The 23,582-nt window shown below is 74.8% G+C and carries 24 protein-coding genes; 5 read left to right on the forward strand and 19 right to left on the reverse strand.

Going from position 1 to position 23,582, the window contains the following annotated elements:
* Window positions 1-71 precede the first annotated feature (71 nt).
* The 10 genes from ACGF1Z_RS03125 to ACGF1Z_RS03170 all read right to left on the reverse strand — a co-directional run bounded on the left by ACGF1Z_RS03125 (window position 72) and on the right by ACGF1Z_RS03170 (window position 10,670).
* Window positions 72-1,220 (reverse strand): substrate-binding domain-containing protein, encoded by a 1,149-nt coding sequence (locus tag ACGF1Z_RS03125; RefSeq protein ID WP_392999284.1) that lies wholly within the window; start codon window positions 1,218-1,220, stop codon window positions 72-74.
* Between the two features lie 109 nt (window positions 1,221-1,329).
* Complete coding sequence (locus ACGF1Z_RS03130; RefSeq protein WP_392999286.1) at window positions 1,330-2,631, reverse strand: alpha/beta fold hydrolase; 1,302 nt, start codon at window positions 2,629-2,631, stop codon at window positions 1,330-1,332.
* Between the two features lie 109 nt (window positions 2,632-2,740).
* Window positions 2,741-3,148: a VOC family protein gene (locus ACGF1Z_RS03135; RefSeq protein WP_392999288.1), complete on the reverse strand. Its 408-nt coding sequence runs from the start codon at window positions 3,146-3,148 to the stop codon at window positions 2,741-2,743.
* A gap of 151 nt (window positions 3,149-3,299) precedes the next feature.
* Window positions 3,300-4,130, reverse strand: coding sequence for an ammonia-dependent NAD(+) synthetase (gene nadE / locus ACGF1Z_RS03140; RefSeq protein WP_392999290.1), 831 nt, complete (start codon window positions 4,128-4,130; stop codon window positions 3,300-3,302).
* Between the two features lie 332 nt (window positions 4,131-4,462).
* A complete protein-coding gene (locus ACGF1Z_RS03145; protein WP_392999292.1) occupies window positions 4,463-5,587 on the reverse strand; it encodes a sulfite oxidase in 1,125 nt (374 codons plus the stop codon).
* A gap of 114 nt (window positions 5,588-5,701) precedes the next feature.
* Window positions 5,702-7,273: a molybdopterin-dependent oxidoreductase gene (locus ACGF1Z_RS03150; protein WP_392999294.1), complete on the reverse strand. Its 1,572-nt coding sequence runs from the start codon at window positions 7,271-7,273 to the stop codon at window positions 5,702-5,704.
* 93 nt (window positions 7,274-7,366) lie between these two features.
* Entirely contained in the window at window positions 7,367-8,284 is a 918-nt protein-coding gene (locus ACGF1Z_RS03155; protein WP_392999296.1) for an amino acid ABC transporter permease, read from the reverse strand.
* Entirely contained in the window at window positions 8,281-8,946 is a 666-nt protein-coding gene (locus tag ACGF1Z_RS03160) for an amino acid ABC transporter permease (protein WP_392999298.1), read from the reverse strand. Before ACGF1Z_RS03160 ends, ACGF1Z_RS03155 begins: the two co-directional genes overlap by 4 nt.
* A 10-nt stretch (window positions 8,947-8,956) precedes the next feature.
* Entirely contained in the window at window positions 8,957-9,799 is an 843-nt protein-coding gene (locus ACGF1Z_RS03165) for a glutamate ABC transporter substrate-binding protein (RefSeq protein ID WP_392999300.1), read from the reverse strand.
* A gap of 115 nt (window positions 9,800-9,914) precedes the next feature.
* Complete coding sequence (locus ACGF1Z_RS03170; RefSeq protein ID WP_393000292.1) at window positions 9,915-10,670, reverse strand: amino acid ABC transporter ATP-binding protein; 756 nt, start codon at window positions 10,668-10,670, stop codon at window positions 9,915-9,917.
* A 303-nt stretch (window positions 10,671-10,973) separates the two neighbouring features.
* Here ACGF1Z_RS03170 and ACGF1Z_RS03175 point away from each other — a divergent pair, with 303 nt between their 5' ends.
* Complete coding sequence (locus ACGF1Z_RS03175) at window positions 10,974-11,522, forward strand: hypothetical protein (RefSeq protein WP_392999302.1); 549 nt, start codon at window positions 10,974-10,976, stop codon at window positions 11,520-11,522.
* A gap of 203 nt (window positions 11,523-11,725) precedes the next feature.
* Window positions 11,726-12,184 (forward strand): Crp/Fnr family transcriptional regulator, encoded by a 459-nt coding sequence (locus ACGF1Z_RS03180; RefSeq protein WP_392999304.1) that lies wholly within the window; start codon window positions 11,726-11,728, stop codon window positions 12,182-12,184.
* Between the two features lie 64 nt (window positions 12,185-12,248).
* Here the strand turns inward: ACGF1Z_RS03180 and ACGF1Z_RS03185 are convergent, their stop codons facing one another.
* Window positions 12,249-12,767 carry a GNAT family N-acetyltransferase gene (locus ACGF1Z_RS03185; RefSeq protein ID WP_392999306.1) on the reverse strand — a complete coding sequence of 173 codons (519 nt, stop codon included), beginning with the start codon at window positions 12,765-12,767 and terminating at the stop codon, window positions 12,249-12,251.
* A gap of 273 nt (window positions 12,768-13,040) precedes the next feature.
* Here ACGF1Z_RS03185 and ACGF1Z_RS03190 point away from each other — a divergent pair, with 273 nt between their 5' ends.
* The 3 genes from ACGF1Z_RS03190 (at window position 13,041) to ACGF1Z_RS03200 (ending at window position 15,568) form a co-directional block, all read left to right on the forward strand.
* The gene (locus ACGF1Z_RS03190; RefSeq protein ID WP_393000294.1) at window positions 13,041-14,327 is read left to right on the forward strand and encodes a diacylglycerol/lipid kinase family protein; all 1,287 of its coding nucleotides are present in this window, start codon (window positions 13,041-13,043) and stop codon (window positions 14,325-14,327) included.
* A 10-nt stretch (window positions 14,328-14,337) separates the two neighbouring features.
* Window positions 14,338-15,036, forward strand: coding sequence for a phosphatase PAP2 family protein (locus ACGF1Z_RS03195; RefSeq protein WP_392999308.1), 699 nt, complete (start codon window positions 14,338-14,340; stop codon window positions 15,034-15,036).
* 100 nt (window positions 15,037-15,136) lie between these two features.
* Window positions 15,137-15,568: a PPOX class F420-dependent oxidoreductase gene (locus ACGF1Z_RS03200; protein WP_392999310.1), complete on the forward strand. Its 432-nt coding sequence runs from the start codon at window positions 15,137-15,139 to the stop codon at window positions 15,566-15,568.
* Between the two features lie 39 nt (window positions 15,569-15,607).
* Here ACGF1Z_RS03200 and ACGF1Z_RS03205 read toward each other — a convergent pair whose 3' ends face one another.
* The 8 genes from ACGF1Z_RS03205 to ACGF1Z_RS03240 form a co-directional block, all read right to left on the reverse strand.
* The gene (locus ACGF1Z_RS03205) at window positions 15,608-16,333 is read right to left on the reverse strand and encodes a GntR family transcriptional regulator (protein WP_392999312.1); all 726 of its coding nucleotides are present in this window, start codon (window positions 16,331-16,333) and stop codon (window positions 15,608-15,610) included.
* A 41-nt stretch (window positions 16,334-16,374) separates the two neighbouring features.
* On the reverse strand, window positions 16,375-17,361 hold the full coding sequence (locus ACGF1Z_RS03210) for an ornithine cyclodeaminase family protein (RefSeq protein WP_392999314.1): 987 nt from the start codon (window positions 17,359-17,361) through the stop codon (window positions 16,375-16,377).
* Complete coding sequence (locus ACGF1Z_RS03215; RefSeq protein ID WP_393000296.1) at window positions 17,358-18,575, reverse strand: proline racemase family protein; 1,218 nt, start codon at window positions 18,573-18,575, stop codon at window positions 17,358-17,360. The genes ACGF1Z_RS03210 and ACGF1Z_RS03215 overlap by 4 nt, the downstream gene beginning before the upstream one ends.
* Entirely contained in the window at window positions 18,563-19,567 is a 1,005-nt protein-coding gene (locus ACGF1Z_RS03220) for a proline racemase family protein (protein ID WP_392999316.1), read from the reverse strand. The genes ACGF1Z_RS03215 and ACGF1Z_RS03220 overlap by 13 nt, the downstream gene beginning before the upstream one ends.
* Before the next feature lie 13 nt (window positions 19,568-19,580).
* Entirely contained in the window at window positions 19,581-20,489 is a 909-nt protein-coding gene (locus ACGF1Z_RS03225) for a dihydrodipicolinate synthase family protein (RefSeq protein WP_392999318.1), read from the reverse strand.
* A gap of 74 nt (window positions 20,490-20,563) precedes the next feature.
* The gene (locus ACGF1Z_RS03230) at window positions 20,564-22,021 is read right to left on the reverse strand and encodes an FAD-dependent oxidoreductase (protein ID WP_392999320.1); all 1,458 of its coding nucleotides are present in this window, start codon (window positions 22,019-22,021) and stop codon (window positions 20,564-20,566) included.
* Window positions 22,002-22,271: a (2Fe-2S)-binding protein gene (locus ACGF1Z_RS03235; protein WP_392999322.1), complete on the reverse strand. Its 270-nt coding sequence runs from the start codon at window positions 22,269-22,271 to the stop codon at window positions 22,002-22,004. The genes ACGF1Z_RS03230 and ACGF1Z_RS03235 overlap by 20 nt, the downstream gene beginning before the upstream one ends.
* Before the next feature lie 62 nt (window positions 22,272-22,333).
* Window positions 22,334-23,536: an NAD(P)/FAD-dependent oxidoreductase gene (locus ACGF1Z_RS03240; RefSeq protein ID WP_392999324.1), complete on the reverse strand. Its 1,203-nt coding sequence runs from the start codon at window positions 23,534-23,536 to the stop codon at window positions 22,334-22,336.
* Window positions 23,537-23,582 lie beyond the last annotated feature (46 nt).

Here is a 23,582-nt window from a genome sequence, read left to right on the forward strand (position 1 = left end):
CTCTCTCGGCGCGGGGAGCTCGGGGCTCGGACGGATTTCTATCCGGTGGCGCGAGAGCGCACCATGAGCAATCAGTGAGCAGGACTTGGACTTTTCTCCGCGTCCCGCCGTGCGCGGTCTCCGGGCGCCGCCCCGCAGGAGTCGCGGACCACGAGCCGGGGCCGCAGCTGCACCTGGTGGAGCGGCGAGGCGTCGCCCTCGGCGAGCCGGCGCAGCAGGGTCTGCGCGGCGAGCCGGCCGACCTGGAACTTGGGCGGCGACACGGCCGTCAGCGGGGTCTCGGCGACGTCCGCGAACTCGTTGTCGTACGAGATCAGCGCCAGGTCGTCCGGGACCCGCAGGCCCGCCCGGCGGGCGGCCCCGAGCACGAGGGTGGCCTCGCGGTCGCCGAAGCAGAGGGCGGCGGTGGCTCCCGCGGCGCGCAGCCCGGCCACGGCCCGGTCGGCGCGCTGCGGGTTCCACTCCGTCATCACGTCGCTCTCGTGCCAGGCCGCCGGGAGTCCGAGGTCGGCGATGGCGCGCGCGAAGCCGGACTCGATGGGGGCCGTGGTGGGGGCGTCGGAGCGGACCAGGAGGCCCAGTCGGCGGTGCCCGAGGCCGAGCAGGTGGCGCACGGCGTCGTAGGCGCCGCCCTCGTGGTCGGTGCAGACGTGCTCGGTGGGGTCGCCGGGCCCGTACGCGGCGAGCCGCCGCTCGACGAGGACGGCGGGGACGGGCAGGGCCAGCAGTTCCTCGGCGCGCCGGCCCGGGTCGGTGGCGGTGTGCAGGGTGGGGACGAGGAGCAGGCCGTGCACACCGGCGGTCAGGAGCCGTTCGACGGCGGCGTCCTCCTCGTCGGGGTCGTAGTGCGAGCAGGCGAGGAGGAGCCGCGCGCCCGCGGCGGCCAGCTCCTTCTCGATGCCGTGCAGCACCCGCGGGTAGTAGAAGGCGGTGTCGGGGACGAGGACGCCCACCACCCTGCGGTCGCGCTGCTCCTCGGGGCGCTGGGCGGCGAACGTGCCCGCGCCCTGGCGGCGTTCGACCAGGCCGAGCGCGACGAGGTCCTCGTAGGCGCGGCGCACGGTGGTCACCGAGACGCCGCTCCCGGCGGCCAGGGCCCGCTCGGTGGGCAGCTTGCTGCCGGGCGGCCAGGTCCCGTCGAGCATCCCCTGACGGAGCTGCGCCACGAGCGCCCGGAACTTCAGCTCGCGTCCGGCCGGCGGAATCCCGCGGTGAGCCAACGGACCCCCTGGTGCGCCGATTGGCGATCGATTGCGCGGCGAATCCTATCCCCCGTGACGCCCATTGCTCCCGTTCGGAGCACGACCGGACCCGGGGGTGCGAGCGCGATCACAGCTGGTCGCGGGCGAGGGCGAGAAGGCGGTCGAGGACGCGCCGGCCACCGGCCCGGACGCCGTCGTGCTCGAACTCGTCGGTGACCCAGGTGCGCAGGCCGCGGACGGCCCGCGCGGTCTCCAGGGAGTGGGCGGTGTCCACGTACATGTCGTCGTGGTAGATCACGGCGGCGACCGGCACCTCGTTCGTGGCGAGGCGTACGGGGTCGTAGAGCGGGGCCCAGTCGCCGCGGGCGGCGATCAGTTCGGCGGTCTCCCGGAGCGGGGCCAGCGCCGGGTCGGTGGTGAAGTGCCAGGGGTGGACGGTCTCGCCGGTGAGGAGGACGGGCCCGTCGCCGGCGAGCGCCTTCCCGGCGTCGAACTCGGGGAACTCGGCGCGCACCCGCTCGGCGGCCCAGTCGGTGGGCCCCTGGCCCTGGGCGTAGATGGCCTCGTGCAGGACGGCGTAGAGCGGGTGTCCGGCGTAGGAGAGGTGGGCCTGGACGCTCTGGAGGAAGGCGTCGGAGAGGGCGGGGCCGGCCGGGGTGGGGACGAAGGCGTCCTCCAGCAGCAGGTGCAGCTGATGGCTGCCGTCGCCGCCGCCGAGGACGATGCCGAGGGACTGGAAGGCCTCGGGGGTGAGCGTGCCGCCGCCGGGCAGGGTGACCGTCCGCTCGTGGAGGTGGCCGGCGATCCGGCGGACCCGCTCGACGTCGTCGGGGTAGCGGGCGTAGTGCGCCGCGTTCTTGGCCCGGACGCGCGGGTAGGCGGCGCGGTAGACCTCGTCGGCGGTGGCGTGCAGGGAGGGGAGGCCGCCGGTGACGAGGACGGTGGCGAGCCCCTCGGGAGCGGTGGACAGGTAGTGGGTGGCGCAGAAGCCGCCGAAGCTCTGGCCGAGGACGGTCCAGGGGGCGCTGCCGGTCAGTTCGTGGCGGATCAGCTCGCAGTCCCTGACGATCGAGTCGGCGCGGAAGTGCGCGAGGTAGGCGGCCTGCTCGCGGGGACCGCCCCGGAGCGGCAGGGTCTGCCGGTTGGCGGGGGTGGAGCGGCCGGTGCCGCGCTGGTCCAGGAGCAGGACGCGGAACTCGTCGACGGCCCGGCCCAGCCAGGCCTGCGGGCCGACGAAGCGCCGGGCGCCGAAGCCGGGTCCGCCCTCCAGATAGACCAGCCAGGGCAGGTCGGTGCGGTCCGCCTTGTCTCCGGCCACGACCTCGCGTCCGTAGATCTCGATCGTCTCGCCGTCGGGGCGCTCGTGGTCGAGGGGCACGGTGTAGTGGCGGTCGGTGAGGACGAGCCCGGGCTGACGGTAGGTGGACAAGACGTGCTCCTGTTCGTGACACCCCCGCCAGGACAGTGGATCACATGACGGGGGCGTCCACCGCTCCGGGAAGGCAGACGGCAGGGGGTCCGGGGCGGACGACCCGGCTTCAGCCGCCCAAGCCGGCTTCCTGGCGCTGCATGACGGCCAGGACGTTCTTCGCCGGGTCGGTGAACCAGGCGATGGCCGGGCCCCGGGGGTCGCGGCAGATGTCCTTGTCGTCGAACTCGAAGCCGGGGTAGCGCTGGAACTCCACCCCCCGCGCCCTCAGGCCGTCGACCACGGACTCGATCTCGTCGACCTCGAAGTTGAGCACCGTGAAACCCGCCGGGCCGTGCTGGTCGCCCTTCGGATAGACCAGGACCCTCGCCCCGCCGGAGAGGGTCAGGAACAGCATCCGCATGTCGCCGGTCCCCTCCTGTGCCGTCTGGAGGCCGAGGGTCTCGTCGTAGAAGCGACGGGCGGCGTCGAGGTCGTCGACCGAGAAACTGCTGAATGCCGAGGTGTTCCCGAGCACGGGCGGTTCTCCCTTTCGTTGGGGCGTCTGCTGACGTCCCTTCAGGGCACACCACGGGCCGTACGCCCGGCCGTCCCCGCCACGCGGAAACGGCCGGATGGTCCCGCGCCCGTCACCCTCGGGTGACGGGCGCGGGCGGTACGCGCCAGGGTCAGGGAGCGATCGGGAGCCGGCGCTTGTGGTCGGTCAGCTCGTAGCGGCGCACGATCGAGGCGAAGGCGGCCTCGCCGACCGGCTTGCCCTCCAGGAAGTCGTCGATGTCGTCGTACGTCACGCCGAGCGCGTCCTCGTCGGGCTTGCCCGGGTCCAGGGTCTCCAGGTCGGCCGTCGGGGTCTTCCAGACCAGCTCGGCGGGGGCACCCAGCTCGGCCGCGACGGCGCGGACCCGGCGCTTGGTCAGGCCCGTCAGCGGGACGAGGTCGGCGGCGCCGTCGCCGTACTTGGTGAAGAATCCGGAGACCGCCTCGGCCGCGTGGTCCGTGCCGACGACCAGGCCGTCGTGGGCGCCCGCGACCGCGTACTGGGCGATCATCCGCTGCCGGGCCTTGATGTTGCCGTGCACGAAGTCCTCGTGGTGGGCGTCGCGGAACGCGACCCCGGCGGCGCGGCTCGCCTCCAGGGCGGCGTCGCTGGCCGGCCGGATGTCCACGGTGAGGACCCGGTCGGCCTGGATGAAGTCGAGCGCGAGCTGGGCGTCGTGCTCGTCGGCCTGGACGCCGTACGGCAGCCGCATGGCGTAGAAGGTGGCGTCGTGGCCGGCGGCGCGCGCCCGCTCGACCGCGAGCTGGCAGAGGCGCCCGGTGGTGGTGGAGTCGACGCCGCCGCTGATGCCGAGGACCAGGGAGCGCAGGCCGGTGGAGGTCAGGCGCTCGGCGAGGAAGGCCACCCGGCGCTCGATCTCCGCGCGCGGGTCGAAGGTCTCCGCGACCTCCAGCTCGCGGGCGATCTGCTGCTGCAGGGCGGTGGTCTCCTGGTCGGTCACGGAATGCTCCTCGGTCGTGCGGTGGCGGGCGGTGGACGTCCCGGGTCGACTCTATCCCGGCCCCGCCGGCGTGCTGAGGGCCCTCGGTGCCACGCGACCCGGCGGGCACCGCCCGCGTACCCGGGGCCCTCGGTGCCGCGTAGCCCGGCGGGCCCGCCCCCGTACCCGGGGCCCTCGGTGCCGCGCGTCCCGGCCGTCCCTCGTGGCGCCGAGCAGGACGCCACGCCCCCCGGGCGACTGCGGGGACAGGCGGCCGCGGGCCCGGGCGGCGCCGGGTCCGCGGCGCCCGGGGCCGCCCGGGCCGCCGGCCGCCGTCGGCGGCCCCTTCGGGGCTACGGCAGGCACACGACCTCGACGCGCTGGACCAGGTTGTTGCCGAAGCCGCCGCGGTTCCAGGGGGCCGTGAGCGGCTGGGTACGGCCGGTGGCGTCGGTGGCGCGGGCGGTGAGCGTGTACGCGCCCGGCGTCGCGGTCCATGTCGTGCGCCACGAGGCCCAGGCCCACGGCCGGTCCGGGTCGGCGGTCACCTCTGCGTCGGTCCAGTCGGTCTCGCCGCCGGTGCCGAGCTCCACGCGGACCACCGGGGCGTGTCCGGACCAGGCACGCCCCGACAGCGGGACGGCGCCCGGTCGGACGACACGGGTGCGGGACATGAAGTCGGGGAAGCCCGGCGGGATCATCAGGGCGCGCGGTGCGATGACGTCCACCGGCTCGCCGGGGTCGTCGGCGGCCTGCCGGTAGCGGTAGGCGACGGCCTGCTGGAAGCCGGTGAAGGGGGTGTCGGTGACCGTGATGTCGCGCAGCCACTTGACGCTCGCCATGCCGTACCAGCCGGGCACGACGAGTCGCAGCGGGTGCCCGTGCTGCGGCGGGAGCGGGGCGCCGTTCATCGCGTACGCCACGAGCACGCCGCGGTCCGGGTCGGTGGCGAGGGACAGCGGCAGGCTGCGCCGGTAGTCCTGCTCGACACCACGCTCGACGCCGTGGTCGGCGCCTGTGAAGACGACCTCGACCGCGCCGTCGGCGACGCCCGCTTCGGCGAGCAGCGCGGCCAGCGGGACGCCGGTCCAGTCCGCCGTGCCGACGGCCTCGACGAGCCAGGGCTGGCTGACGGGACGCGGTGCGAGACGGGCCCTGCCGTTGCCCGCGCACTCCAGGGTGACGCGGTGGGTGACGGCGGGCCGCTCGCGCAGCGCCGCCGGATCCAGCGAGAGGGGGCGGGCCACCCGGCCGCCGAGGCCGAGGCGCCAGTCCTCGGCCGCGCCGTCGGCGCAGGGGATGTCGTAGTGGACCAGGACGTAGTGGAGGCCGGGCGGCGTGGTGTCGTAGCGCAGCGCCTCGAGGGGGAGGCCGTGGTTGCGGGCCGCGAGGGCCAGCTCCGTGGTGCTGACGCCCTCGTCGGGCCCGGCGAGCCGGCCCGGAGCGCTGACGTCCCTGAGACCGGGCGTGGCGTCCATGTCTTCATGGTGCGCCGCGCGGCCGCTCCGCTCATCCGCAGGCGGCGGCCGGGGACGGCGGCCGCCCGCGGCGACGTCCGCCGCCGGAGGCCGGCGGCGGGGGGCGGTGGCGGCTCAGTCCGCGTCGACGGTCACGTCGACCGAGTGGTAGCCGGTGGCCCCGTCGGGCATGGTGTCCTGCCGCTGCTCGGTCTGGACCGCGCCGGTGCCGTCGGTGGCCCGCACGGTGAGGGTGTGCCGGCCCGGGCCGGCCTGCCAGCGGTAGACCCACTGGCGCCAGGTGTCGCGGCTGTCCTGGGCACCGAGCTCGGCGTCCTGCCAGGGCCCGTCGTCGACCCGCACCTGCACCCGGGAGATGCCGCGGTGCTGGGCCCAGGCCACCCCGGCGACGGCGACGGTCCCGGCGGTGGCGCTGCTGAAGGCGCGCGGGGTGTCGATCCGCGACTCGGTCTTGACCGGTGCCTGGGCCGCCCAGCCGCGCGGCACCCAGTAGGCGTCGTACGCGGCGAAGGTCGTGAGCTCGACGGACGTGATCCACTTGCAGGCGGAGACGTAGCCGTACAGGCCCGGAACGACCATCCGGACGGGGAAGCCGTGCGCGAACGGCAGCGGCTCGCCGTTCATGCCGAAGGCGAGGAGGGCGTCGCGCCCGTCCATGACGGTCTCGACGGGGCTGCCGATGGTCATGCCGTCCACGGAACGGGCCACCAGCTGGTCGGCCGGGCCGCTGGCCGACGGCGGGCGCACCCCGCACTCGCGCAGCAGGTCGGCGAGACGGACACCGAGCCAGCGGGCGTTGCCGACGAGGGAGCCGCCGACCTCGTTGGAGACACAGGCGAGCGTCACGTCCCGCTCGATCACCTCGCGGCGCATCAGCTCGCGCAGCGTGAAGACGCGCTCCCGGGGCACGCCCGTGCCGTGAACGCGCAGCTGCCAGGTGTCGGCGTCGATGCGGGGCACGACGAGGGCGGTGTCGACCCGGTAGAAGTCGCCGTTCGAGGTGATGAAGGGGCTGATGCCCTCGACGGGCAGCTGGGCGCCCGGTGGGACGGCGGGGGCGGGCGACGCGGGCCGGGGCAGCCGGAGCGCGTCACGGGAGGCCGTGGCGTGCTCGGACCGGGTGGAGCCCACGCTGCGGGCGAGGAACGTCACGCCCGTCGCGCCGATCACCATGCCGGCGCCGGTCAGCAGGAAGCCCCGCCGGTCCGGGGCGGGGGCGCCGGAGCGCGGCGCGGTCAGGTGCCGGACCAGGACCTGGAGCACGGCCGCGGCGGCCGCGGCCCCCGCGAGCGAGGGCAGCGCGTCGGTGAAGGAGCGGGAGTCGGGCCGGGTGACGGCGGCGAGCGCCCCCAGCACGCCGAGCAGGGCCACTCCGGCGGCGGCGGTGCCCGGCCGGCGCAGGGCGAGCAGGCCGAGGGCGGCGGCCAGGGCGGCGAGCAGCACGAGGATGCCGAACTCCAGGACCGTCTTGTCGCTCTCGCCGAACGTGCGGATCGCCCACTCCTTGACCGCGGTCGGCGTCCGGTCGACGACCGCGTCGCCGACGGCGGGCACGGGCCCGGCCTCGGGCCGCACCACGGCGGCGACGAGCGCGGCGACCGCGAGGCCGCCGAATCCGGCGACGAGGCCGGCGAGCGCGGCGAGGAGACGGTCCGTGAGGGCGGGCGTGGGGGGTGTGGCGGTCATGCCCTTGATTGTCGGCACGCAGGCGGGCCTGGGTGAGGGGCCGGGGCGCTCGGTCATCGGACCGTAAGAAGTCGTCGGGCCGGAGGACCCGGCTCAGGGGCGCTCTCCGCCTCCCGTCGGCGGATGCTCGCCCGGGACCGCGAGCTCCTCCACGGCGTCGGCGCCGACGACCGCGCCGGTGCTCTTCCGGCCGCGGCGCAGCCGGCCCTCCAGCCAGGCGGCGAAGGTGGTGAGGAGCAGGTTGAGGATCACGAAGACGACGGCCACGACGGTGAAGGACGCGATGGTGTTCGCGCCGTAGTTGGCGCTCATCGGGCGGACGGAGGCGAGGAGCTCCGAGAAGCCCAGCATGGCGCCGCCGAGCGCGGTGTCCTTGACGATGACCACGAGCTGGCTGACCAGGGCCGGGAGCATCGCCGTGACCGACTGCGGCAGCAGCACGTGGGTCATCGTCTGGCCCTTGCGCATGCCGATCGCCTTGGCCGCGTCGGTCTGGCCGGCCGGCAGGGCGAGGATGCCGGCGCGGACGACCTCGGCGAGGACGGAGGCGTTGTAGAGGACGAGTCCGGTGACGACCGCGTACAGGGGGCGGTTCTCCGGGCTGACGTCGGTGAACTCCGAGTAGGCGGCGTTCGCGAAGAGCATCAGGATCAGGACGGGGATGGCGCGGAAGAACTCCACGACGGTCCCGGCGAACGAGCGGACCCAGGTGTGGTCGGAGAGCCGGGCGATGCCGAGGAACGCGCCGAGGGGCAGGGCGATGACCATGGCGAGCGCGGCGGCGATCACCGTGTTCTGCAGGGCCGGGAGGAGGTAGGTCGTCCAGACCCGGGGGTCGGTGAAGAACGGCGCCCATTTGGCCCAGTCAAGCTGGTTCTTGTCGACGAGGCTCGCCACGACCCACCAGACGACGAGGGCCACGCCGACGACGAAGAGCAGGGTGTAGAGGAGGTTGCGGCGCCGGGCGCGCGGCCCGGGGACGTCGTAGAGGACGGTGGTTCTGGTCTTCATCGCTTCACCGCCACCTTCTTGGCGATCCAGCCGAGGAACAGTCCGGTGGGCAGGGTGAGGCAGATGTAGCCGAAGGCGAAGATCGCGGAGATGAGGAGCAGCTGGGCCTCGTTCTCGATCATCTCCCGCATCAGCAGGGCGGCTTCGGCGACGCCGATCGCGGCGGCGACGGTGGTGTTCTTGGTCAGGGCGATGAGGACGTTGGTGAGCGGCCCGACGACCGAACGGAAGGCCTGGGGGAGCACGACGAGCCGCAGCGTCTGGTTGAAGTTGAGCCCGATCGCGCGGGCGGCCTCGACCTGTCCGAGGGGGACGGTGTTGATGCCGGAGCGCAGCGCCTCGCAGACGAACGCCGAGGTGTAGGCGATGAGTCCGAGGACGGCCAGCCGGAAGTTGATGGTGGTGAAGTCCTCGGCGCCCATGTTCACCCCGAGCGTCTGGAAGAGGCCGAGCGAGGTGAAGACGATGATGACGGTGAGGGGGATGTTGCGGACGATGTTGACGTAGACGGTGCCGAAGCCCCGCATCAGGGGGACGGGGCTGACGCGCATGGCGGCCAGCAGCGTCCCCCAGATCAGGGAGCCGATCGCGGAGTAGACCGTCAGCTGGACCGTGGTCCAGAAGGCTCCCAGCAGGTCGTAGCCTTCGAGGAAGTCGAACACGGGGGCCCGCTCACTGGACGATCACGCCGATCTTCGGCGCGGGTTCGTTCCGGTAGCCGGCGGGGCCGAGGTTCTTGTCCACGGCCGCCTGCCAGGATCCGTCCGCGACCATCTTCTCCAGCGCCTTGTTGATCTTGGCCTTGAGCTCGCTTCCCTTCTGGACGCCGATGCCGTAGTTCTCGTTGCTCAGCTTGAAGCCGCCGAGCTTGAACTTGCCCTTGAACTCGGGCTGGGCGGCGTATCCCGCGAGGATGGAGTCGTCGGTGGTGATGGCGTCGATGACGCCGTTCTCCAGGCCGGTGAGGCACTCGGAGTAGCCGCCGTACTCCTGGAGCTGCGCCTGCGGGGCGATCTTCGTCTTGACGTTCTGCGCGGACGTCGAACCGGTGACCGAGCAGAGCTTCTTGTTGTTCAGGTCCGAGGGCTTCTTGATCGAGTCGTCGTCGGCGCGGATCAGCACGTCCTGGTGGGCGAGCAGATACGGGCCGGCGAAGTCGACCTTCTGGAGCCGCTTGTCGTTGATCGAGTAGGAGGCCGCGATGAAGTCCACGTCGCCGCGCTGGAGCAGCGTCTCGCGGTCGGCGCTCTTGGCCTCCTTCCACTCGATCTCGGAGGGGTCGTGGCCGAGCTGCTTGGCGACGTACGTGGCGACGTCGACGTCGAAGCCGGTGTACTTGCCGTCCGGCGTCTTGAGGCCGATGCCCGGCTGGTCGAACTTGATACCGACGACGATCTTGTCGTCTCCGTGGTCGGCCGGTACGGCGGAGGCGTAGCCGGCGCCGGTGAAGGACAGGACGACCGCGGTGGTAGCGGCCACGGTGAACCTTCGGTTCCTGAGCGGGTTCATGGTCATCACCCCACGGGTGTCGGTTCGGGTTCGGGTGTCGGGGGGGGGCTGTCGGGGTCGGGGTCGGGGGCGGTACGGGGTCCGGGTCGGTGGACCGGTCCCGTGGGGCCGGTCGGGACGGTCAGTGGTGGAGGATCTTCGACAGGAAGTCCTTGGCGCGCTCGCTGCGCGGGTTGCCGAAGAACTCGTCAGGAGTGGCCGCCTCGACGATGCGGCCGTCGGCCATGAACACCACGCGGTTGGCCGCCGAACGCGCGAAGCCCATCTCGTGGGTCACGACCACCATCGTCATGCCGTCCCGGGCCAGCTGCTGCATCACCTCCAGGACCTCGTTGATCATCTCCGGGTCGAGCGCCGAGGTCGGCTCGTCGAAGAGCATCACCTTCGGCTCCATCGCCAGCGCGCGGGCGATGGCCACGCGCTGCTGCTGGCCGCCGGACAGCTGCGCCGGGTACTTGTCCGCCTGGTTGGCGACCCCGACCCGTTCGAGCAGCGTGCGGGCCCGTTCCTCGGCCTTCCTGCGGTCCTGTTTGCGGACCTTGATCTGTCCGAGGGTGACGTTCGCCAGCACGGTCTTGTGCGCGAAGAGGTTGAACGACTGGAAGACCATGCCGACGTCGGCGCGGAGCGCGGCGAGCGCCTTGCCCTCCGCCGGCAGCGGCTTTCCGTCGATGGTGATGCGGCCGGAGTCGATGGTCTCCAGCCGGTTGATGGCGCGGCAGAGCGTGGACTTCCCGGACCCGGAGGGCCCGATGACGACCACGACCTCTCCGCGGTGGATGGTGAGGTCGATGGACTGCAGCACATGGAGCGCGCCGAAGTGTTTGTCGACGTCTTCGAGGACGACGAGTGCGTCGCCTCCGGCCGGGACGCCCATGGCACCCTCCTCGGACACCGACTGCGGGCTGCCGCCTCTCTCCAGGTTCATGCTCCGCCCTCCGCCCGGCGGGCGCACGCCGGGCGGAGGGCGGACGGGCTCGGGGCGGCCGCGGAGAGCGGCGGGGCCCCGGGGGCCGAGGGGCGGCCGGCGGGGCGCCCGACGCGCCCCGCGACCGGGCCGGGTGGCTGGATACCGGCGGTCGGTGACCGGTATGCGGGACGACGCCCCGAAGGCCTTGCCCTCGGCCGCCCTGGATTGCTTGGATCCTTATCCGTACCGGAACAGCGCACGATCTCGCCGGTGTCCTCGAAGACGCCGAGGACGGAGCCTCCCATCACCGCCGTCATCCCGGAGTACCTGCGCGCCGAGGGCTGCGTGCTGACCGACTCCCTCATCCCGCTCGTCAACCGCTTCCGGGCCCGCCAGTCCGCCGACGGGACGCTGCCCGCGCCGGACCGGGCCGACCGCGCCCTGCTGCTGCGGATCCGGGAGGAGGGCGCCGCCTGGTACCGGCGGCACGCGCTCGACGAGCAGGCCGAGGCGCTGGAGGCGGACGTCGACGGCTGGCTGGCCGCCGGTCTGGACAGCCCGCCGCACTTCGGCCACTCCCACAAGGCCCTGCCCGTGCCCGCGCCCGGCGAGACGGTCTTCCTCCTCGCCGCCGACGTGCCGGGCGACCGCGCCCCGCACGAGGGCCGGCGCCTGGACTGCTTCTTCGCCCTCCACGGGGCGTCCGGGCCGTCCGCGACGCCCGCGGCGGCGTCGTACGGGTCCCCCCGCCTCGGCCCGTCCCTGGTGCTGATCGCCGGCAGCGAGGGCGCCCACGCTCCCGCCGCCGTCGACTCCTGACGGGCCTCACGCCGGGCGGGCCGGCCGCCGCGCACCCCGCGCTTCGTCATACGGAAGGCGACCGGCGCTCCACCCTCCGCAGGCGCGGCGCGGCATCGCGTACGGCGTCCGTGTGACGGGGCTGGTGCGGCGACTGCGTACCGGGCGGTGGCGAAGGACACTGGAGGCGGACGCACCGAACCCGCAGGTCCGAGGAGGTCGCCATGAGCACCGCCGCACCCAAGGTCAGCACGCTGCCGCCCGAGCACCGGGAACGGCTCATGGCGTTCGCCGAGGACGTGTACTTCGAGTCCGGTCACCGGCTCTTCGAGGAGCAGGACCGCGCCAACCGCTTCTGGATCGTCAAGACGGGCGCGGTCACGCTCGACGCCAAGGTGCCGGGACGCGGCTCGCCGGTGATCGAGACGCTGCGGCACGGGGAGCTCGTGGGCCTGTCGTGGCTGTTCCCGCCGTATCTGTGCCAGTCGGGCGCGGAGGCGATGACACCGGTCAGGGCGCACGAGTTCGACGGGACGGCGGTGCGCTCGATGTGCCGTACGGACGCCGAGTTCGGCGCGTCCGTGACCTTCTGGGTGGGGCAGATCCTGGCCCACCGGCTGCACGTGACGCGAGTGCGGCTGCTCGACCTGTACGCGCCGCACGGCAGCGGCATCCTGGCCTGACGTCGCGCCCGTCCCGTCGGCCGGTCCGCGGCCCCGGGCCGCGGCCGCACCGCCGCCCGGGGCCTCAGGAGGTGCCCGCGAGGTCCTTGACGTGCCAGTCGTAGACGGCGCCGTCGGCGTGGCTGATCTGGCCGCGGCGGACGAACCCGGCCCGGCGGGCGACGGCGGCGGCCGCGGGGTCGTCGGCGGCGGTGACGATGACGGCGCGGCGGGCGCCCTCCGTACGGGCCTGGGCGCAGGCGAGCAGGACGGCCCGGGTGGCGAAGCCGTGGCCGCGGGCCCCGGGGCGGAGGGCGTAGGACAGGTCGACGTCGCCGTGGGCGGAACCGGCGGCCGACGGGCGCAGTTCGACGGTGCCGACGAGCCGGTCGGCCCGGATCGCGAAGGTCCGGCCGGTGCCGTACGGACGCCGTCCCGCCGGCGGACCGGGGTGGGACCCCGGCGCGCCGGGCGCGGTGGCCGTGACCGCGTCGGCGGGAGCCGGGCCCGCGTCCGCGGGTGCCGTGGCGACGGCGGGTTCGGCGGTGGGTTCGAGGGGCGAAAGGGTGACCACCCCGTCGCAGAGCTTCACTTCATCGCGCATCCCAGCGATCTTGTCGTCCATCCGCCCGTGCCACAATCGGTATCCGGACGGAACCGCGGTGAGACGTGCCGGAACGCCGCGGACCGGCCCGCACCGCCACTCGAACGGCCCCGTGAAGCGGTGTCAGAAGTCCGGGGGCAGCAGGCTGGGGCAGGCTGGGGCCATGGACGTCGGGAGGCGACGGTGAGCGGAGACGCGGCGGACCGGGCGCGCAAGCGCGCGCGGGTACGGGACCGCACCCGGGACCGGATCCGGGCGCGCGCGGGTGCGCGGATGTTCGCGCGGTGCGCGCTGCTGTGCGCGGTCGCCGCCGTGGTCGCCCTGTTCGTGCCGTTCGGCGGCGGCGGTGTCCTCGTCGTCGTCATCGGCTTCCTGGGTCTGGTGCTGTGCGCGGTCGGCATGTGGTGGTTCCTCGCGCACCGCGGCCCGGTCCGGCTGCTCGGCGCGCTGCTCGGGATCGCCGCGCCCGTGGGTGTCCTGGTGCTCTACCTCGACAACGGCCTGTGGCGGACCGCGCTCAGCTCGCTGGCGCTCTGGGCCGCGGCACTGCTCTGCGCCCGCACCGCGCTGCGCCGTCCGGAGCGCAGGATCCGGGCGCGACGGGCGGCGCGTCCGGAGCGGCCCGTCCTCCTGATGAACCCCAAGTCGGGCGGCGGGAAGGTCGTCCGCTTCGAGCTCGTCGAGAAGGCGGAGGCGCTCGGCGCGCGGGTGGTGCTGCTCGGCCCGACCGGGCCCGACGGGGAGTTCCCGGACGTGGCCGAACTCGCCCGCGCGGCCGTGGCGGACGGCGCCGATCTGCTGGGGGTGGCCGGCGGCGACGGGACCCAGGCGCTCGTGGCGGCGGTGGCGGCCGAGCACGATCTGCCGTTCCTGGTGATCAGTGCGGGCACCCGCAACCACTTCGCCCTGGACCTCGGTCTCGACCGCACCGACCCGGCCCGCTGCCTCGACGCCCTGACGGACGGCGAGGAGCTCCGCGTCGACCTCGGCGACGTCTCCGGGCGGCCCTTCGTCAACACCGTCTCCTTCGGCGTGTACGCGGATGTGGTGCAGCGCCCCGAGTACCGCGACGCCAAGGCCGAGACGGCCCTCAGCCTGATGCCGGATCTGCTGACCGGCGACGCCGGCCGGCGCTTCGACGCGCGCGTCGGCGGCACGGAGCTGTCCGCCCAGCAGGCGCTCCTCGTCAGCAACAACCCGTACGCCTCCCCCGACCCCTTCGGCACCGGCGGACACCGGCCCCGGCTGGACAGCGGCGCCCTCGGGGTGATCGCCATCCGGGTGGAGGGCGCGGCGCAGGCCGCCGACCTCGCCGTCCGCGGTGCCTCGTCGACCGGTCTGAACGTGCTCACCGCACGGCAGGTGGAGATCACCGCCGAGGCGGAGACACTGCCGGTGGCCGTCGACGGGGAGGCGCTGACGCTGCCGACCCCGGTCACCTGCTCCCTGCGGCCGCGTGCCCTGCGCGTCCTCGTCCCCCGCGACCGTCCCGGTACGGCGCCGCCCGCCCATCCCATCACCTGGCGACGGATCGTCGGCCTCGCCTTCAGCCACAGCTGAGGAGGAACCCATGGCTCAGCCACCCCCCAACGGACCCGCGTCCGGGTCCACCCCGGACCCCGAGGACGGGTTCACGCCCGCGTCCGCCGTCCCCACTGCGGAGCCGGCCGGACCTCCGCGGCGGCGCGACCCCGTGGGCAGCGTCCGCGCGGTGCTCTCCGACATGAGGGCCGTGGACGGCGCCCTGTACGCGGCGGTCGCCGCGACGCCGACGCCGACCCTCGACCGGGGCTTCCGGCGGCTCTCCCACACGGCCGACCACTCCAAGATCTCGTTCGCGGTCGCCGCGGCGCTCGCGCTCGTGCCCGGGCGTCCCCGGATGGCCGCGGTGGTCGGCGTCGGCGCCATCGCGGTGGCCTCGGCCTCCGCCAATCTGCTCGGCAAGCGCCTGGTGCGCCGGCGGCGCCCGGACCGGGAGGCGGCCCGGGTGACCGTGGACCGCCACGTGCCGATGCCGACCTCGGCGTCGTTCCCGTCCGGCCACACGGCGTCGGCGGTCGCGTTCGCCACGGCGGTGGGGGTGGTGCTGCCGCCGGCCGCGGTCCCGCTGGGCATCCTCGCGAGCGCCGTGGGCTACTCACGGGTCCACACCGGGGTCCACTATCCCGGCGATGTCGCCGCCGGCGCGGTCCTCGGACTGGCGAGCGGGGTCACGGCGCTGACCGTCGCGAACGCGTCCCCGCAATGGCGGTGGCTGCGCCGGGCGTGACCCCGCGGCCGCCGCGGCGCCGCGGCGGCCCTGCCGGAGCGCGCCCCGCCGGTCCCGGTCACGGGAACAAAGCGGTGGGGTCGGGGACTTGGTGTCGGACATGACCACCTCTTCGTTCGACGCCCGCGCACTCCTCGCCAGGAGCCGGCTCGGCGTCCTCGCCACGATCAAGGCCGACGGGCGCCCCCAGCTCTCCCCCGTCATGCCCTACTACGACCCGGAGTCGGACACCGTGTACGTGTCGATGACCGAGGGCCGGGCCAAGACGGCGAACCTGCGCCGCGATCCCCGGGCCGCCCTGGAGGTCACCGCGGAGGACGGCTGGTCGTGGGCGACCGCCGAGGGCACGGTGACACTGACCGGGCCGGGCGCCGACCCGTACGGACCCGAGGTGGAGGCCCTGGTGGAGTACTACCGGCTCGCCGCCGGGGAGCACCCGGACTGGGAGGAGTACCGGTCGGTGATGGTGGCCGACCGGCGGGTCCTCATGAGGATGCCCGTCGACCACGTGTACGGACAGTCGGTGCGCTGAGCGTCGCGTCCGTCGGCACCGGCCGGTCCCGTCGGCGGGTCAGCTCCTGCGGGCCTTGCCGACCGGGCCGAGGCGCCCGGCCGGGCGCTCGACGGGTTCGTCGCGCGCCTCGGCCCAGAGCGAGCGCACATGGCCGAGGTGGCGGTGCATGCAGGCCTCGGCGGCCTGCACGTCACCGGCGATCATCAGGTCCAGCAGCTCGATGTGCTCCTCGGCGGACGAGACGAGCTTGCCCGCCTCGTCCAGGCCCGTGAGGCCGTAGAGCCGGGAGCGCTTGCGGAGGTCGCCGACGGTCTCGACGAGCCGGTCGTTGCCGGCCAGGCCGAGCAGGGTGAGATGGAAGCGGCGGTCGGCCTCCAGATAGCCGATGAGGTTGTGCTCGCGCGCGTTGGTGACGATCTCCTCGGCCAGCGGGCGCAGTTCCTCCAGCTGTTCCGGGGTGGCGAGGGCGGTGACCCGGCCGACCGTCGGCACCTCGATCAGCATGCGGAGCTCGGTGCACTGGTCGAGTTCGCGCTCGCTGACCTCGGTGATCCGGAAGCCCTTGTTGCGGACCGGTTCGACGAGTCCCTCGCGGGCGAGGTCGAGCATGGCCTCGCGCACCGGCGTGGCCGACACGCCGAGTTCGGCGGCCAGGCCGGGCGCCGAGTAGACGCTGCCCGGCCGGAGTTCGCCCGCTATCAGGGCGGCGCGGAGCGCGTGACCGACCTGGTCGCGGAGCCGCTCCTGGGCCTTGATGAGACTGTGCTGCTTCAGGTCACCCACGCTGATTCCTCCGAGAACTCGCAGGGGGTCAGCGTACAATGTCACGTTTCGCCGCCGGGGTCGCCGGGCGCGTGCACCGCGCCCGCCGCCGCGCGGTACGCCGCGACCGCGACCGCCAGGTCCTCCCAGGCCATGCCGACGCTCTTGAAGAGCCGCGGCGCCGCCGGATCCGCCGGGCCCGCGCCCTCGGGCCGGTCGACCAGATCGGCCAGTGTGCCGGCGATGTGGTCCGGGCCCACGGCGCCTTCTGCGAGGGGCATCAGCAGGTCCCCCGCCTCCCGCAGGGCGGCCGCCCGCGACTCGACGTACACGGCGGACCGCCGGACCAGGGCCGTGTCGGTCTCCCGGGCGTCCGGCTCGTGCGAGCCGACCGCGACGACGGTGGCGCCGGGTGCGACGAGCCCGCCGTCGAAGAGCGGGGTACGGGCGGTGGTGCAGCACACCACCAGGTCCGCGCCCGACACGTCTCGGGGGCTCCCCGTACGGGCCCGCGCGACGCCGAGCGCCCGCGCGTGCGCGGCGAGCCGCCGCGCGCGCTCCGGGTTCCGGGCCACGACCACGGTCTCGGCCACGCTCCGCACCGCGAGCACCGCTTCGAGGTGGGCGTACGCCTGCGGACCGGACCCGAAGAGCACCAGCCGCAACGGGGACGCGGCGGGGGTGAGGTGCCGGATCGCCAGCGCCGACACCGCCGGGGTACGGAGGGTGGTGAGCGCGGCGCCGTCGAGCAGCGCCACGGGGCGGAGGGTGGGCCCGTCGAGGAGGAGGTAGCTGCCGGTGATGCGGGGCAGACCGCGGGCGGGGTTGCCGGGGGCCACTCCCGCGATCTTGACGCCGGCCCAGGAGCCCGAGGCGGCCGGCATGAGCAGCAGCTCGCCGGCCGGGACCGTGAGCGCGGTCCGCGGCGGGCCGGCCTCCGGGTCGAGACCGGCGCGCAGCGCGTCGGCGAGCGCCTCGACCGCGCCGGCGGGCGTGAGCAGCCGGGCCACGGCCGGGGCGTCGAGATGGAGCAGGCCGTCGCCGTTCACAGCAGGAACCCGGTGCCGAGGGAGTCGCCCGGGTCGAGGGCGAAGAGGTGCTCGCCGGTGCGGTGGGCGTGCCCGGTCACCTCCGTGACCAGCCCGTCCGGCGTCGGACGGGCGCCGTCCGCCGCGGGTCCGGGATCCCGTTCCGTGGCCGCCGCGTCCGCCGTCGGTCCGGCTCCCTGCCGGGTCGTTGCGGCGTCCCGCTCCGTGGCCGCGGGTGCCTGCGGTGCGGCGCCGCCCGCGCTACCCGGCCGGCCGGGCACGGCGCGTCCGGTGAAGACGGTGCCGGTGACCGACTCGTGGGTCAGCTCCCGGTCCCCCGCGAGGCGGCCGTCGTCGGCGAGGAGCGCCAGTCGGGCCGAGGTGCCCGAACCGCAGGGCGAGCGGTCGATCTGGCCGTCCGCGAAGACCGTGACGTTCCTCTGGTGCGGGCCCTTGGGGGTGTCCGGGAGCTCGTCGTACAGGATCACCCCGTACACCCCGGAGAGCAGGGGCCCGTCGGGGTGTCGCGCGGCCGGGTGCCCGGCGAGGGCGGACCTGATCTCCCGTCCGGCGCGGACGAGTTCCGGCAGGTGCCGCCGGTCGACGGCGAGGCCGAGGTCGCGGGCGCGGACGGAGGCGTAGCTGGCGCCCGCGTGTGCGAGGTCCGCCTCCACGGTGCCGAAGCTCGTGCCGATCCGCACCCCGCGCCCGGTGACCCGGGCGGGGACGTTGCGGAAGGTGACGCCGGTGGTGCGGCCGCCCTCGCGGTGCACGGTCGCGGTGACCCGTCCGGAGGGGACGTCGATGCGGACCTGGACGTCCCGGCCGGCGGGGGCGACGACCAGGCCGGAGTCGACCGCCCAGGCGCCGAGCGCCATGGTGCCGTGGCCGCAGGCGGTCGAGTAGCCGTCCTTGTGCCAGAACAGGACGCCCAGGTGGGCGCCGTCGTCGTCCGGGGGCACCACGAAACCGCCGTACATCCCGGCGTGCCCGCGCGGCTCCTGGACGAGCAGGCGGCGCAGGGTGTCGTGCGGGGTCGGCCGCGGGGCCGTGCCGTCGCCGCCCGGGGCGAGGAGGGCCGCGCGGCGTTCGGCGACGGTGTCGCCGGGCAGCGGGGGCAGGCCGGCGGCGGCCGGGTCGACGATCCGGAACGGCTCGCCCGCGGTGTGGTAGTCGACGGTGGGGATCCCGCTCGCACGGGGGGCGTGCTGCGCGGCCGGGCTCACAGCAGGAATCCCGCGGGGAAGGGGTCGGTGGGGTCGAGGAAGTACTGGGCGGTCCCGGTGATCCAGGCCCGTCCGGTGACCGTGGGCACGACGGCGGGCCGCCCGCCGACCGTCGTCTCGGCGATCAGGCGTCCAATGAACTCCGTGCCGATGAAGGACTCGTTGACGAAGTCCGTGTCCAGCGACAGGAGTCCGCGCGCGTGCAGCTGGGCCATGCGCGCGCTGGTGCCGGTGCCGCACGGGGACCGGTCGAACCAGCCCGGGTGGATGGCCATCGCGTGCCGGGACCGGCGGGCGTCGGAGCCGGGGGCGGCGAGGTAGACGTGCTTGACGCCGCTCTGGGCGGGGTCCTCGGGATGGACCGGCCGGTCGGGGCCGCTGTTGATGGCGTCCATGAGGGCGAGGCCCACGGCGAGCAGGTCCTCCTTGCGGGCGCGGTCGAAGGGCAGGCCGAGGGAGTCGAGCTCCGTGAAGGCGTAGAAGTTGCCGCCGTAGGCGAGGTCGTAGGTGACGGTGCCGTGCCCGGGGACCTCGGCCTTGAGGTCGAGACCGACGCAGAAGGCGGGGACGTTGGTGAGGGTGACGGCGGTGGCCGCGCCGTCGGCCACGCGGACGTCCACCCCGACCAGGCCGGCCGGGGTGTCCAGCCGGACCCTGGTGACGGGCTCCGTGACCGGCACCATCCCGGTCTCGACGAGCACGGTCGCCACGCCGATGGTGCCGTGGCCGCACATGGGCAGCAGACCGGACACCTCGATGAACAGGACGCCGTAGTCCGCGTCGGGGCGGGTCGGCGGCTGGAGGATCGCGCCGCTCATGGCCGCGTGGCCGCGCGGCTCGTACATGAGGAGGGTACGGAGGTGGTCGAGGTGCTCCAGGAAGTGGAGCCGCTTCTCGGCCATGGTGGCGCCGGGGATCACTCCGACGCCGCCGGTGATCACGCGGGTGGGCATGCCCTCGGTGTGCGAGTCGACCGCGTGGTAGATGTGACGGGTGCGCATGGGTCTCCCCGGGTCAGTGGTGGCCGTCGGCCAGGGCCTTCTCGGTGGCGGAGCGTACGGCGGCCGCGACGGCGCCGGTCAGCGGGTGGCGCGGCGGGCGGGTGGGACCGCCGGGGCGTCCCGCGAGGTCCATCGAGAGCTTGATGGCCTGGACGAACTCGGTCTTGGAGTCCCAGCGGAGGAGCGGGTGGAGGGACTTGTAGAGCGGAAGCGCGGTGGCCGGGTCGCCGGCGACGGCGGCGCGGTAGAGCTCGGCGCAGGAGGCGGGCAGCGCGTTGGGGTAGCCGGCGATCCAGCCCACGGCACCGGCCAGGGCCAGTTCGAGGAGCACGTCGTCGGCACCGATCAACAGGTCGAGCTCCGGGGCGAGTTCGGTGATCTCGTAGGCCCGGCGGACGTCGCCGCTGAACTCCTTGACCGCGACGATGTCGCCCGCGGCGTGCAGGCGGGCGAGAAGGGCCGGGGTGAGGTCGACCTTCGTGTCGATCGGGTTGTTGTACGCGACGATCGGGAGCCCGGCCCGCGCGACCTCGGCGTAGTGGGCGAGGACGGCGTCCTCGTCGGCGCGGTAGGCGTTCGGGGGAAGGAGCAGTACGGAGCCCGCGCCGGCCTCGGCGGCCTGCTCGGCCCAGCGCCGGGACTCCGCGCTTCCGTAGGCGGCGACGCCGGGCATGACCCGGGCTCCGTCACCGGCCGCCTCGACCGCGGTACGGACCACGCGGGCCCGCTCCTCGGCGGTGAGGGTCTGGTACTCGCCCAGGGAGCCGTTGGGCACGACGCCGTCGCAACCGTTGTCGACGAGCCACCGCACGTGCTCGGCGTAGGCGTCGTAGTCGACGGAGAGGTCCTCGCGGAGGGGGAGGGTGGTGGCGACCATGATGCCGCGCCAGGGGCGGGCGGGGGTCCAGGTGGGGACGCTCATCAGCAACTCCTTTGTAGTGTGTGACATTTTACTGAATCCCGGACTACGGCCACAAGAGCGCGGCGCGCAATCCGTCAGTCGTTCTGCGCCGGAAGCCCGGCGAGGTGGCGCAGCGGGACCGGGCAGGCGAGCGGCCTGCGGTCGGGCGTCGGGCCCCCACCGCACAGCGCGGCCACGGCCGGGCCGCACATCCGGCCCTGGCACCAGCCCATGCCCGCACGGGTCAGGAGCTTGACGGTGCGGGGATCCCGGGCACCGAGTTCGTCCGCGGCCTCGCTGATCCGGGCCGCCGGGACCTCCTCGCAACGACAGACGTCGGTGGTCGGCCGCAGCCAGTCCGCCCAGCCCGCGCCGGGCCGGTGCGCCGAGGCCATGGCCTCGGCGAAGGCGCGGAGCCGGGTGCGGCGCCGCGCCCGGCCCGCGACGTCCTCCGCCGGCGCGGGGCGCGGCGCACCGCTGGAGCGCAGGGCGTCGAGGGCGGGCGGCCGGGGCGCGGTCCTGCCCGCGGCCGCGGCGATGTCGTGGGCCGCCAGCTCTCCTTCGAGGAGCGCGAGCGGAGCGCCGCCGACCCCGCCGGCCTCGCCGGCCGCCCAGATGCCCGGCACGGAGGTGCGCAGACCGTCGGTGAGCGCGAGGGCCACCGTGCCGTCCGGGGCCGTCCGGGTCGCGCAGCCCAGCGCCGTCGCCAGGGAGAGTTCGGGGACCAGGCCGTGGCCGACGGCCACCGCGTCGCACGGGACGCGGCGGGCCGTTCCGGGCACCGGGCGCCAGTCCCGGTCGAGCCGGGCGAGGGTGACCGCCTCGACCCGGTCCGTGCCGTGCGCCTCGACCACGGCGTGCCGGATGAGGATCCTGACCCGGTGGCGGGCGAGCGCGGCGCCGTAGCGGGCGCCCTCGACGAGCTTCCCCGGATTGCGCAGGAGGGTGGCCGTGTGACGGGTGTATCCGGCGTACGCCGCCGCCTCCACCAGCGCGGGCACGCGCGCGCCCGCGCCCGCGAGCGAGGCCGCGACGGCGAGCAGCAGGGGGCCGCTGCCGGCGACGACGATCCGCCGGCCCGGGAGCACCAGGCCGCCCTTCAGCATGGCCTGCGCTCCCCCGGCGCTCACCACGCCCGGCAGCGTCCAGCCGGGGAAGGGGAGCTGGCGTTCGTAGGCGCCGGTCGCGAGGAGGACCGCTCCGGCCGTCACCGTGACGGACGCGTCGTCCGCGGTGCGGGCGTGCAGGACCCGGTGGGGCCCGGTGGACGTGACGGTCCAGACGTGGTGGTCCGTCAGGCAGGTGACGCGGCCCGCCTTCTCGTGCGCCCGCAGCCGGCGTTCACGGGTGGCGAAGGCCGCCCAGTCGTGATGGAGGGCCCGGGCGCGGGTCGCGTCGAGTTCGGGCGCGGGGTGCCGGTAGTACTGGCCGCCCGGGCGCGCCCCGGCGTCGAGGAGGACCACGTGCAGGCCGAGGTCCGCGGCGGTGACGGCGGCGGCCAGGCCTGCCGGGCCCGCTCCGACGATCGCGAGATCAGCAGCCGAGTGCGGCACGGCCGGTTCCCTCCTGGGTGGTGACCGCGTCGCCCGGACGGGCCGGGACGACGCAGGCGCGCTGGTTGGGGCGGCCGTTGACGGTGACCAGGCAGTCGAAGCACTGCCCGATGCCGCAGAACACGCCGCGCGGGGCGCCGGTCCCGCGGGTGGTGCGCCAGGCCAGGATGCCCGCCGCCCAGAGCACGGCCGCGACGGACTGGCCCTCCCGGAGCGGGAGTTCGCGTCCGTCGAAGGTGACGGTGGGCATCGGGGGCTCCTTCCGGTGGGCGGGGCCCGCGCCGGGAGTTCCGGCTCCCCGGGTCGTGCGGTTCACGTCGCGCTCTCCGTGTCGTCGGTGGCGGCGGTTCCGGCCGCCGGGGCGTCGTCCCGCGCGCCGAAGTCGCGGGACGGGTCGAACGGGCGGGGGTCCAGGGGTGGCTCGGTGCCGGCGAGCCCGGCCGCGACGAGCGCGCCGGTGGCCGGGGCCAGTCCGATCCCGGCGCCCTCGTGGCCGCAGGCGTGGTGCAGGCCGGGGACGCGGGGGTCGGGGCCGATGGCCGGGAGGTGGTCGGGGAGGTACGGGCGGAAGCCGTGGTAGGCGCGCAGCACGTCGACGTCGGCGAGGACCGGGAAGAGCGCCGCCGCCTGCGAGGCGAGACGGCGCAGGGCTTCGAGGGACAGGCTCCGGTCGAAGCCCACGCGTTCGCGGGTGGCCCCGATGAGGACCGGCCCGGCCGGGGTTCCCTCGACGACCGCGGAGGACTGGAGCGTCGCGGAGCCGCTGGCCACGTCGGCGATGTAGTCGGCGGCGTACACCTTGTGGCGGACCACGCGGGGCAGCGGTTCGGTGACGAGGACGAAGCCGCGGCGCGGCAGGACCGGGAGGTCCGCGCCGGCGAGGCGGGCCACGTCGCCGCCCCAGGTTCCGGCGGCGTTGACGACGGCGGGGGCGAGGAGCTCGCGCCGCGGGGTGCGGACACCGCGGACGGCCCCGTCGGGGCCGCGGAGGATGTGCGTCACCTCTTCGCCGAGGTACGTCTGCGCCCGGGCGGCGGCGAGCAGCCGGGCGGCCGCCTTCGCGGGCTGGACCTGGGCGTCCTGCGGATAGTGGAATCCGCCCGCGTGGCCGGGAGCGAGGTGCGGTTCGAGGGCGTTCAGCGCGTCGCCGGGGATCTCGGTGGCCGTGACTCCGGCGGCCCGCTGGCCCTCCGCGAAGGTGCGGAGGGCCGCGAGGGTGGCCTCGTCGGGCGCCACGACGAGACCGCCCTTGGGCTCGTACTCGGTGTCCGGGGGGAGTGCGCCGGACAGCTCGCGCCAGAGTCTCGTGGACAGCAGCGCGAGGTCGAGCTCGGGGCCCGCCTCCTTGTCGGAGACGAGCAGATTGCCTTCCCCGGCACCTGTGGTGCCGCCCGCGACGGGACCGCGGTCGACGACGGCGACGGTGAGGCCGGAGCGGGCCGCGTAGTACGCGCAGGCTGCTCCGACGACGCCGGCACCGATGATCACGGCGTCCAGGGAGTGTCTCTTGGGCACGGCAGTAATATGTCACATTCTTCAGGGCGTGCCCAGGCCTTCCGGC

The organism is Streptomyces sp. NPDC048018 (genome assembly GCF_043202995.1).
GTDB lineage: Bacteria > Actinomycetota > Actinomycetes > Streptomycetales > Streptomycetaceae > Streptomyces.